Source organism: Acidimicrobiales bacterium (genome assembly GCA_041394245.1).
Lineage (GTDB): Bacteria > Actinomycetota > Acidimicrobiia > Acidimicrobiales > Aldehydirespiratoraceae > JAJRXC01.
On record JAWKIR010000003.1, the window covers coordinates 44,446 to 54,737 of the forward strand.

The 10,292-nt window shown below is 67.8% G+C and carries 11 protein-coding genes; 8 read left to right on the plus strand and 3 right to left on the minus strand.

Features of this window, described 5'->3' with window-relative positions:
* Nucleotides 1-6 precede the first annotated feature (6 nt).
* Nucleotides 7-870, minus strand: a complete 864-nt coding sequence (locus R2707_14795; GenBank protein MEZ5246367.1) for an alpha/beta hydrolase — start codon at nt 868-870, stop codon at nt 7-9.
* 31 nt (nt 871-901) lie between these two features.
* Between R2707_14795 and R2707_14800 the strand changes: the two genes are divergently transcribed.
* Nucleotides 902-1,819: an amidohydrolase family protein gene (locus R2707_14800; GenBank protein MEZ5246368.1), complete on the plus strand. Its 918-nt coding sequence runs from the start codon at nt 902-904 to the stop codon at nt 1,817-1,819.
* Here R2707_14800 and R2707_14805 read toward each other — a convergent pair.
* A complete protein-coding gene (locus R2707_14805) occupies nt 1,806-3,584 on the minus strand; it encodes a bifunctional diguanylate cyclase/phosphodiesterase (GenBank protein ID MEZ5246369.1) in 1,779 nt (592 codons plus the stop codon). The genes R2707_14800 and R2707_14805 overlap by 14 nt on opposite strands.
* An 82-nt stretch (nt 3,585-3,666) precedes the next feature.
* Here R2707_14805 and R2707_14810 point away from each other — a divergent pair, with 82 nt between their 5' ends.
* The 7 genes from R2707_14810 to R2707_14840 all read left to right on the plus strand — a co-directional run bounded on the left by R2707_14810 (nt 3,667) and on the right by R2707_14840 (nt 9,484).
* On the plus strand, nt 3,667-4,524 hold the full coding sequence (locus R2707_14810; GenBank protein ID MEZ5246370.1) for a PAC2 family protein: 858 nt from the start codon (nt 3,667-3,669) through the stop codon (nt 4,522-4,524).
* Between the two features lie 14 nt (nt 4,525-4,538).
* Nucleotides 4,539-5,009, plus strand: coding sequence for a 2,4'-dihydroxyacetophenone dioxygenase family protein (locus R2707_14815; protein ID MEZ5246371.1), 471 nt, complete (start codon nt 4,539-4,541; stop codon nt 5,007-5,009).
* Between the two features lie 100 nt (nt 5,010-5,109).
* Nucleotides 5,110-5,802, plus strand: a complete 693-nt coding sequence (locus tag R2707_14820; GenBank protein ID MEZ5246372.1) for a 50S ribosomal protein L11 methyltransferase — start codon at nt 5,110-5,112, stop codon at nt 5,800-5,802.
* A 10-nt stretch (nt 5,803-5,812) separates the two neighbouring features.
* The gene (locus R2707_14825) at nt 5,813-6,328 is read left to right on the plus strand and encodes a carboxymuconolactone decarboxylase family protein (GenBank protein ID MEZ5246373.1); all 516 of its coding nucleotides are present in this window, start codon (nt 5,813-5,815) and stop codon (nt 6,326-6,328) included.
* Between the two features lie 8 nt (nt 6,329-6,336).
* Nucleotides 6,337-7,158, plus strand: a complete 822-nt coding sequence (locus R2707_14830; protein ID MEZ5246374.1) for an alpha/beta hydrolase — start codon at nt 6,337-6,339, stop codon at nt 7,156-7,158.
* Nucleotides 7,159-7,196: 38 nt separating this feature from the next.
* On the plus strand, nt 7,197-8,024 hold the full coding sequence (locus R2707_14835; protein MEZ5246375.1) for a thioesterase family protein: 828 nt from the start codon (nt 7,197-7,199) through the stop codon (nt 8,022-8,024).
* Nucleotides 8,021-9,484, plus strand: coding sequence for an NAD(P)/FAD-dependent oxidoreductase (locus R2707_14840; GenBank protein MEZ5246376.1), 1,464 nt, complete (start codon nt 8,021-8,023; stop codon nt 9,482-9,484). The genes R2707_14835 and R2707_14840 overlap by 4 nt, the downstream gene beginning before the upstream one ends.
* On the opposite strand, the gene R2707_14845 is transcribed toward R2707_14840, so the two are convergent.
* Nucleotides 9,481-10,284, minus strand: a complete 804-nt coding sequence (locus R2707_14845) for an SDR family NAD(P)-dependent oxidoreductase (GenBank protein ID MEZ5246377.1) — start codon at nt 10,282-10,284, stop codon at nt 9,481-9,483. The genes R2707_14840 and R2707_14845 overlap by 4 nt on opposite strands.
* Between the last annotated feature and the right edge of the window lie 8 nt (nt 10,285-10,292).

Sequence of the window (10,292 nt, forward strand, 5' to 3'; positions counted from 1 at the left end):
GGTCCGCTAGTCCAGACGGTCGAGGAAGCCGACGACGGCGTCGGTGAAGGCGTCGTTGCGATCTCCGGCCACCATGTGGCCGGCATCGCTCACGTCGACGAACTCCGCATTCGGCACCTCGTCGACGAATGCCGCCGCGCCCTCGGGCGACACGACGTCGCTCATGCGGCCCCGGACGAGCATGATCGGCTCCGCGATCGCCTTGGAGCACTCCATCAGCAGGGTCGGGTCGTTGATCTCCGACGGACCCCGTTCGGCGACCGGCGAGATGAACTTCGGGTCCCAATGCCAGTACCAGCGGCCGTCGCGCTCGCGCAGGTTCTTGCGCAGGCCGTCGATCGATGGCGGCCGGTCACGATGGTGGTTGTACGCGGCCACGGCATCGGCCGCCTCCTCGAGCGTGGCGAACCCCGACTCTGCGTTGGCCATCATGAACTCGGCGATCCGATCCGCACCCTTCTTCTCCATGTCGGGGACGATGTCGACGAGCACGAGACCGCTCGCCGCGCCCGGTGATTCGCGACCCAGCAGCAGCAACGAGGTGAGCCCGCCCAGAGACGCGCCGACGATCGCCGGGCGACCACCCACTTGGTCGATGACATGGGCGACGTCGGCTGCGAACCCGGACAGCCGGTAGTCACCGTCGGGGTGCCAGTCGCTCTCACCGTGGCCACGGGCGTCGACCGTCCACGACGTCCACCCCCGACCGGCCACCGCCGCCGCGGTGCCGCCCCACGAATGGCGGGTCTGTCCACCGCCGTGCAGGAAGATCACGTTGCGCCCGCCCGGCTCACCACGACGGTCGGCGACGAGTGTCAACCCGTCGCTCGTCGTGAACGTGTGGCGTCCATCCCCTGCGCTCGAAACCATGCCCGCGGACCGTACCCGTTAGGGTCGGCGCATGGGTATTGAGGGCAACGCATTTCCTGACGGCATCGCAGTGATCGACACGATGATGGGCACCACCGCCGGCACCACCGGCAAGGACCGCTACAAGTTCCTCGACCGGGCCCTGAAGGACGCCGAGTCGGCCAACATGAACTTCCCGGCGCAGTACATGTTCAAGGACGTGCCGTTCTCCGACCAAGCGCGCGACGCCGACGGCGAACTGGAGGAGCCGCCGCAGGGCGCCGATCTGTTGTTGCCGTTCATGGACCGGGCCGGAGTCGAGATCGCGATGGTCGGCTGCAAGCCCGAGGGCGACGGCTACGGCAACCAGTGTGTGAAGGACCACCCCGATCGGTTCATCGCCGCCTACGAGGCCGACCCGAACGAGGGGGTCGACGCGCTCCGCAAGATCCGCAGGATGCACGCCGAGCTCGGCTTGAAGGCGGTGACCGCGTTTCCGTCGGGCCGCAACCCGCAGGTGCCGATCGACGCGCCGCTGATGTATCCGATCTACGCGCTCTGCGTCGAGCTCGACATCCCGATCTTCTGCTGCGCCGGGATCCCGGGCCCTCGGGTGCCGGCCGATGCCCAGCACGTGCGCCGCATCGACAACGTGATGTACGACTTCCCCGAGCTGACCTTCGTGACCCGTCACGGCTGTGAACCGTGGGAAGACCTCGCGGTGAAGCTCATGCTCAAGTGGCCCGGCCTGCACTACTCCACGTCGGCCTTCGCGCCCAAGCACTACCCCCAAGCGATCATCGACTATGCCAACACCCGGGGCGCCGAGAAGGTGATCTACGGCGGCTACTTCCCGATGGGGCTCTCGCTCGACAAGATCTTCGAGCAGATGCGCGACGTACCGTTCCGCGACCACGTCTGGGAACCGTTCCTGCGTGGAAACGCAGCCCGCGTGCTCAGGCTCGGCTGAGGTTTCGCTCGCTGATCCAGTCGAGCAGCTCGACCGCGGGCATGGGCCGGGCGATGCCATAGCCCTGGAGTCGGTCGATCGGGAGTTGCCGGGCGACCATGTGGTCGCGCACCGCGTCGTCTTCGACGCCTTCGGCGACCACGATCAGATCGAGCGCCCGGCCGAGATGGCTCACGGCGGTGACGATCGCCTCGTCGTCCTCGGAGACCATCATCGTGGAGACGAAGCTCTGATCGATCTTGAGCGAGGTGACGGGAAGTCGCCGAAGGCGCGCCAGCGAGGAGTGGCCGGTCCCGAAGTCGTCGATCGCGATGCCGACGCCGAGCTCGCCGAGGGCGCTGAGCACGGCGCGGGCCGTGGACCGTTCGTCGACCATCTCGTCCTCGATCACCTCGACGGTGATGCGTTGCGGGACGACGTCGTGGCGGCGCAGCGCGTCGTCGAGTGCCTGCGGGACCGACGACCGCTGCAGACTGCCGGCAGACACGTTGACGGAGACGCCGACGTTGTGCGGCTGGAGTCGAGCGGCCAGCTCGGCGGCCTGATCGAAGACCATCCGGTCCATGCTGGATCGGTGCCCGATTCCCTCGACGAGTTCGAGGAAGTCGGCGGGCGAGAGAAGACCGTGCTCGGGATGTCGCCACCGGAGCAGTCCTTCGACATCGACGAGTCGTCCGGACGTCATCTCGACGATCGGCTGGAAGAAGAGTTCGAACTCGCCGCGCTCGAAGCCCCGCTCGACGTCGCCGGAGAGGCTCACACGGAGCCGGGAGGCCGTGCGGGTCTGACCCGACCAGCGACGCACTCCCACCTGGGTTCGCTTCGCTTCGTACATGGCGAGGTCGGCGCGACGGAGCAACTCCCCCGGCTCGATGCCGGGTTCGGCGAAGGCCACACCGATCGAGGCCCCGACCGAGACATCGATGTCGCCGAGCGCGATCCGGTGACGACAGGCGCGAAGGATCTCGCCGGCCATGACGTTGGCGTCGGCACCGCGCACCAGCACCGAGAACTCGTCACCACCGGTCCGGGCCAGCGCGCCGCCGGTGCCGATCACGTCGTCCATTCGCGTGGCGAGCGCCACGAGGAGCTCGTCACCGGCCTTGTGACCGAGGGTGTCGTTGATGTCCTTGAAGCCGTCGAGGTCGATCGCGATCACCGCATCGACGTCCTCGGTCGACATCGCTGCGGCCAGACCGGTGCGGTTCCGCAAGCCCGTCAGCGAGTCGTGCTCGACCCGATGCTGGATGCGGCGCTTGTTGCGATGCTCACGCTCTCGCTGCGTCACCGAGATGAAGAAGAGCAGCGGCAGGAGCACGATGTACACCGCGACCATCGCCGCCCACAGCTCGACGTCTCGCACCACACCGACGACGATGAAGCCGACGGCCCCGATGACGGCCGAGATGACGAGTTCCCGGGCGCTCTCGTTGGCCACGAAGGCGAGCATCACCACCGCAACCAGCATCGACGGCGAGTAGGTGCTCGGCAGCAGCAGTGCGACGACCGGACACCAGACCATGTCGACCGTGATCGAGACGGCGAGCACGCGATCCGGCTCCACCAGCCGCTTGACGATGAACGAACCCGCCGGAATCGGCCCCAGGAGGAGGGCCGAGATGGCGAATCGCTGCGGGCCGAATCCCGGCAACAGGGCCACCACGATGCTCAACGCGACCGAGGAGAGCACACGGCCCCAGACGACGCGCTCGAGCAGCACGGGATCCCAACGGGGATCCGACTCGAAATCGGGCTCGATCGTCACGACCACTCCATCGGCAGTCGCGAGCCGCCCGTGAGTCGCCGACGGGTGGGCGCGGGCCGCCCCGCAACGGCATGCTGGTGACGTGGAGCAGCTGATCTGGGACCAGGAACCGACGCGGGACCTGCGGAGCCCCATCCTCGTGACCGCGTGGGACGGACTCTTCGACGTCGGCGGCGCCGCAACCGGTGCCGTCGAGGCACTCCGGGGAGGGGCGGCGACGAAGGTCGGGCATGTCGACGCCGATGAGTTCTTCGACTTCAACGAACGGCGACCCCACGTACGCCTCGACCCGTCGGGGCGCCGCGAGATCGTCTGGCCCCACAACGACATCTACGCGCTGCCCCTCGACGGGCGTGACCGTGATCTCGTGCTGATGGACGGGGTGGAGCCCCATCTCCGCTGGCGCACGTTCGTCGAGGCCGTCGTCGAGGTCGTCCGCCGCTTCGACGTCAAGATGGTGGTGACGCTGGGGGCGATGATCGCCGAGACCCCCCACACGCGACCACCCTCGATCACCGGATCGACGACCGATGCCGAACTGGCCGAGCTCATGCGGCTCGACCGGCCGTCCTACCAGGGCCCGACCGGTGTGGTCGGCGCGCTGCACGAGCATCTCGACCGCATCGGGATTCCCGCCGTGTCCCTCCGAGCGAGCGTGCCCCACTATGTCTCGGGCGCGCCGAACCCGAAGGCGTCCCGTGCCCTTCTCGAACGGTTCGAGCGGGTGACCGGTCTGCCCACGCGCTGGGCCGAACTCGATGAGGAAGCGCGTGAGTGGGAAGCCCGGGTCGACGAGGCGATGGCCGACGACGACGACATCGGTCACTACGTCCGTCGGCTCGAGGAGCGCTACGACGCGAGGACTGCGTCGACATTGCCCAACGCCGACGATCTGGCCGCAGAGTTCGAACGCTTCCTTCGCCAGCACGACGACGACTGACCTACGCTCCGGTCATGACTTCTCTCGACAGCGCACTGACGGAAGCCGTTCACCTCGGTGAGGACGAGATCCCCTGGGTCGACACCGGCACCGGTGTCGAGATCAAGCTGGTCCAGGCCGATGTCGAACTCGGCCTGTGGATCGTGCGCAACCGGTTCGCACCCGGCTCCGTGGTCCAAAAGCACAAGCACACCGGCCAGGTCTTCGGCTACACGCTCAGCGGAGCGTGGAAGTACGCCGAGTATCCCTACGTCAACCGGGCCGGGTCCTTCCTGTTCGAACCGGCGGGCTCGGAGCACTCGCTCCACGTGCTCGACGACAACACCGAACTCACCGACGTGTGGTTCCAGATCTATGGCGCCAATCTGAACCTCGATGCCGACGGCAACGTCGAATCGATCACCGACGCCGCCGGGATCTACGCGGCCTACATGGCGATGTGCGAGGCGCAGGGCCTCGGTCGACCCAACGTCCTCAAGCGATGACATCCTGAGCCACTTCCTCCTCACCGTCGCGGTCGACACGACCGACGAGCACGCGACCGAGAGGCTCGCGTTCGATCTGTGGCAGCGGGGCGCGGTCGGGGTGGAGGAACTGCCGGGACGACTTCGTGCGGCGTTCGCCGATCCGGAAGCGGCCGATCGCGCTCGCGACGCGCTGGCGCCCGACGCCGCCATCGACCGCTTCGACGACACCCACGGGCTCGACGCGGCCCGCGACCTCCTCACCGTGGAGTACGCCGGGCGCTTCGCCGTCCATCCGCCCTGGCTCGACCCGCCGGCCGGCCACCAGCCGATCGCGATCGACCCGGGGCACGCGTTCGGGAGCGGATCGCACCCCAGCACGCGTCTTGCACTCGAGTTGCTGGGAGAGGAGAGCCCGTCGCCGCTCGCGGTGTTCGACATCGGCTGCGGAACCGGCGTGCTCGCCATCGCCGCGGCAGTGCTCGGGGCGCACGTGATCGCGGTCGACATCGATCCGGCGGCGATCGCGGCGACCCGCGCCAATGCCGATCGGAACCGGGTCGCCGATCGCGTCGACGTGATCGCGGGTTCGGCCGATCTCGCCGTCGCCCCGGTGGATCTCGTGACCGTCAACGTGACCATCGACATCCACGAGCGCATCGCGCCGACGTTGCCGACGGCCCATCGCCGGCTGGTCGTTGCCGGCATTCTCGGCGAGGAACAGCTCCACCGGTGTGCGACGGCGTACGGCGCCGCAATCGAGCGCTCGCTCGCGCAGGAGGGCTGGATGGCTGCCGTGCTCACTCGCCCGTAGGCTCGACGCCATGGCACGGATCGATGTTCCCGATGGTCGAGGGCTCGAACGCGAGCGGCTCCTGATGATGCAGCCCGATGTCGCGATCGGCATGGGGGCCTACTCACAGGCCGTCTACGAGAAGACCTCCCTGTCGCCCCGGCTGCGCGAGATCGCGCGACTCCGCGTGGCGGTGGCGAACGGTTGCCCGGTGTGTCTCAACACCCGTTCACCCAAGGCCGAGGCCGAGGGTCTCGACGAGAGCGGCGTGCAACACGTGATCGCGTGTTCGATCGGGGAGGCGCCTCCCATCGAGGGTCTGACCGAACGGGAGCGGATCGCCGGCGAGTTCGCCGACCGCTTCGCGACCGACCACCACTCGATCGACGACGAGTTCATGGACCGGGTCAAGACCCACTTCACCGACGTGGAGATCATCGAACTGACCGCCCTGTGCGCGATGACGGTCGGCAACGGCCGCTTCATGACCGTGCTCGACATCGCAGCCGACGACGACGGCTTCTATCTGCTGCCTGAGGGCGACTGAGTCGACCCATGGCGGAGATGATCGAGTCGTCCGATGGCGTCGTCGTCGCGCTCCACGACCTCGGCGGGGCGGGGCCTCCACTGCTCTTCCTCCACGCGACCGGCTTCCACGGACGCTGCTATTCGCAGATCGCGGCACGACTGCACGATCGCTTCCACGTCTGGGCGCCCGACCTCCGTGGGCACGGCGACAGCATCACGCCCGACATGGCGTTGCCCTGGCGGGGCATGGTCGACGACGCCCTGGCGGTCATCGACCATCTCGGGCCCGCGGAACCGATCGCCGCGTGCGGGCACTCCATGGGTGGGGCGATCGTGTTGTCCACCGAGCTGCGTCGCCCGGGAACGATCGCCGCGGCATGGCTGTTCGAGCCCATCGTCTTCCCGACGTCACTGCGGTCCGACACCGCGGAGAATCCACTGGCAGCCGGCGCCCGACGCCGCCGTCACGACTTCGGCTCGTACGACGAGGTGATCGAGCGCTACACGGGCAAGGGACCCTTCGCGGCGGTCGACCCGGCGACGCTGCGCGACTATGTGATGTACGGGTTCCGGGAGACCGACGAGGGGGTGACCCTCAAGACCACCGGAGAGAACGAGGCCCGCACCTTCGAAGGGGCCGCCCACGATCTGTTCGACCATCTCGGCGAGGTGTCGATTCCGGTGACGGTGGTCGGCTCGGGCGACGGCGCTCCCCCGGCGACGGTCGCCCCGCTCCTGGTCGACGCGTTGCCCGCCGGCACCTTCACGCCGTGGCCCGACCGCACCCACTTCGGCCCGTTCGAGGATCCCGATCGGGCCGCCGCCGAGATCCTCCTGGCCATCGGCTGACCCCGCTCCGCCAGGTCGCACACCGATAGCTTTGCGGGATGGACGCCCGCGAGTGGCTCGGTCTCGAGTCGACCCACAACCCGATGCGATGGATCCTGCCCATCATTCCGAAGATCAGCGTCGGGTCGCGGTTCCTCTTCGGGGGCGCTGCACTCGGTGCGGCCATCGCCGCGCTGGAGGGTTCGACCCGACGCCCCGTGGTGTGGGCAACCGCCCAGTACCTGTCGTTCGCACCGGTCGGCTCGGTCATGGACCTCGATGTCCACGTGTCGGTGAGCAGTCGCTTCACGTCGCAGGCCCGGGTGATCGGCCATGTCGGCGACAACGAGGTCGTCGCCGTGACCGCCGCCCTGGGGCGCCGCGAACTCGACGTGGAACGAGAGTTCCCGGTGATGCCGACCGTGCTCCCACCGTCGGAGTGCCACCCGCGTGACCACCACTACCAGGAGGAGAGCCTCGGTCAGTACATGGACCAACTCCTCGCGAAGGCACCGGCCGGACACCGACACGGTGGACCGACCGGACACGGGCCCGGCCACGTCTGCATGTGGGCGAAGCCCCCGGAGGCCTTCGAACCCTCCGCCACGACGCTCGCCGTGCTCGGCGACTGGGTCCCGATGGGCATCGCCATCACCTCGGGCGAAGCACTGTCGAGCAACAGCCTCGACAACACCCTTCGCGTGCTCGACGTGCATCCGACCGAGTGGTACCTGCTCGAGATCGAGGCGGCCGGCATCCGCCACGGATTCGGCCACGGACAGATCCGCATCTGGGGCGACGACGGCCGACTCCAGGCGATCGCGAGCCAGTCGGTGGTGACCCGACGTCGCAAGGAACCGATCGCTCACGACAGAAGGCCCACATGACCCGAAACCCCCGGATCGTCGTCATCGGCGCCGGCATCGCCGGGATCGGCACGGCGATCAAGCTGCGCGAAGCCGGATTCGACAACTTCGAGATCGTGGAGAAGTCGCACGACTTCGGCGGGACGTGGCTCGACAACTCGTACCCCGGCGCTGCGTGCGACGTGCCCGCACACCTCTACACCCTGTCGTTCGAACCCAACCCCGACTGGACCGAGACATTCGCCGGTCAGCCGGAGATCCTCGCCCACATCCAGGCCACGGCCGCCAAGCATCGACTCCACGAGGTCACCCGCTTCGGCACGGAAATCGCTGCGGCCGTGTGGGACCACGACGCGACCGAGTGGGTCCTCACGACGACGAACGGCGACGAGATCCGGGCCGCGATCGTGATCTCCGGGCTGGGCCAACTCAACCGACCGTCGATTCCTCCGATCCCTGGTCTGGATTCCTTCGAGGGAACCACGTTCCACTCGGCCCGCTGGAACCACGACCACGACCTGGCCGGTCGCCGCGTCGCAGTGATCGGTACCGGCGCGTCCGCCGTGCAGTTCGTCCCCGAGATCGCCGGCACGGTCGGTCATCTCGACCTCTTCCAGCGATCCGCCAACTGGGTGATGCCCCGCGAGAATCCGGCGATCGGCGAGGCGAAGCGTCGACGCTTCCGGCGAATCCCGGGCCTGCGCCGCCTGCATCGCCTCCGGATCTACCTGACGTTCGAACTGATCGTGAACCAGGTCTTCAACACCGGCTCACTGGCCAACAAGAAGGCCACCGAGGGCGCGATGAAGTACCTCGAGTCGGTGGTGCCCGACGACGACCTGCGCGCCGTGCTCACCCCCGACTACCCGATCGGCTGCACCCGGATCCTGGCCCACAGCGACTGGTATCCGTCGCTGCAACGCGACAACGTCGATGTCGTGGGCACGGGCATCCGCGAGATCGTCGCCGACGGCATCGTCACCGACGACGGTGTCCACCACCGGGTCGACACGATCATCTTCGGCACCGGTTTCGACACCAACAACTTCCTCGCGCCGATCGACTTCATCGGGCGCGACGGTGTCTCGATCCGACGCCGGTGGGCCAAGGGTGCCGAGGCCTACCTCGGTATCACGGTGGCCGATTTCCCGAATCTGTTCATGCTCTACGGACCCAACACGAACCTGGGCCACAACTCGATCATCTTCATGATCGAGCAACAGATCCACCACACGATCGGGTTGCTCGAGGAGATGCGCGACCGAGACATCGCCGCCATCGACCTCCACCGCCACGAACAGGACCGCTTCAATCGTCGGATCCAGCAACGGATGGGCAAGCGGGTCTGGGTCACGTCCTGCAGCAGCTGGTACAAGAACGAGTCCGGCAAGGTCGTCAACAACTGGCCGGGCTCCACCGTCGACTACTGGTGGAAGTGCCGTCGGACCGACCTGGACCGCTACGAGTTGATCGGCTCCTAGAGCCCGAAGGTGCCGTCCTCGCGCACCTTCCACGACGCCGCGGCGATCGTGCCCCCGTCGACGGGGATCGACGTGCCGGTCACGAAGCTCGCCATGTCGCTCGCCAGGAAGACGATGACCGACGCGCACTCGGTGGCGTCGCCCATACGCCGCAGCGAGGTGGGGTGCAGCCCCGGCATCAGCGCGCTGCTGTCGGCCTGGAGTTCCTCGTCACCCGGGGTCGGCATCATGTCGGGGGCCACACAGTTGACCCGGATGCCGCGATGGCCGAGCTCCATCGACAGCGTCTTGGTGAACTGCTCGACGGCCGCCTTCATCGCCGCGTAGACGGCGAAGCCCGGGGCGGCGTGATACGCCTCGACCGATGTGACATTGACGATCGCACCGCCGTCGCGCAGCAACGGAACACCGTGGCGCACACAGTTCGTCACCGTGCCGAAGTTCTCCGCGATGAGAACGCCCTCGCCCTTCGGCGAGACGTTCTCGTAGAGCGCGTGGAAACCGCCACCGGCGTTGTTGACGAGGATGTCGATCGGGCCGAGTTCGGCGGCGACCGAGGGGAGCCATGCACCCACGCCGGGTTCGTCGCGCACATCGAGCACCGTCGAATGACATCGTCGTCCGATCGCCTCGATCGCGGCCTGCACGCCGGGGAGCTTGTCGGCCTGGTTGTCACAGATCGCGACATCGGCGCCGAACGCGGCGAGGGCCAGGGCCGTTGCCTCACCGATGCCCTGCGCGGCGCCGGTCACGACGGCCACCTTGCCGCTCAGGTTGACGAGGTCGGGGGTGACATCCATGCCGCGTA

Excerpts from the sequence above, each read along its gene's own strand:
- R2707_14800 (MEZ5246368.1), top strand. The coding sequence starts at position 902 with ATGGGTATTGAGGGCAACGCATTTCCTGACGGCATCGCAGTGATCGAC.
- R2707_14830 (MEZ5246374.1), top strand. The coding sequence starts at position 6,337 with ATGGCGGAGATGATCGAGTCGTCCGATGGCGTCGTCGTCGCGCTCCAC.
- R2707_14840 (MEZ5246376.1), top strand. The coding sequence starts at position 8,021 with ATGACCCGAAACCCCCGGATCGTCGTCATCGGCGCCGGCATCGCCGGG.
- R2707_14845 (MEZ5246377.1), bottom strand. The coding sequence starts at position 10,284 with ATGGATGTCACCCCCGACCTCGTCAACCTGAGCGGCAAGGTGGCCGTC.
- R2707_14835 (MEZ5246375.1), top strand. The coding sequence starts at position 7,197 with ATGGACGCCCGCGAGTGGCTCGGTCTCGAGTCGACCCACAACCCGATG.
- R2707_14815 (MEZ5246371.1), top strand. The coding sequence starts at position 4,539 with ATGACTTCTCTCGACAGCGCACTGACGGAAGCCGTTCACCTCGGTGAG.
- R2707_14825 (MEZ5246373.1), top strand. The coding sequence starts at position 5,813 with ATGGCACGGATCGATGTTCCCGATGGTCGAGGGCTCGAACGCGAGCGG.
- R2707_14795 (MEZ5246367.1), bottom strand. The coding sequence starts at position 870 with ATGGTTTCGAGCGCAGGGGATGGACGCCACACGTTCACGACGAGCGAC.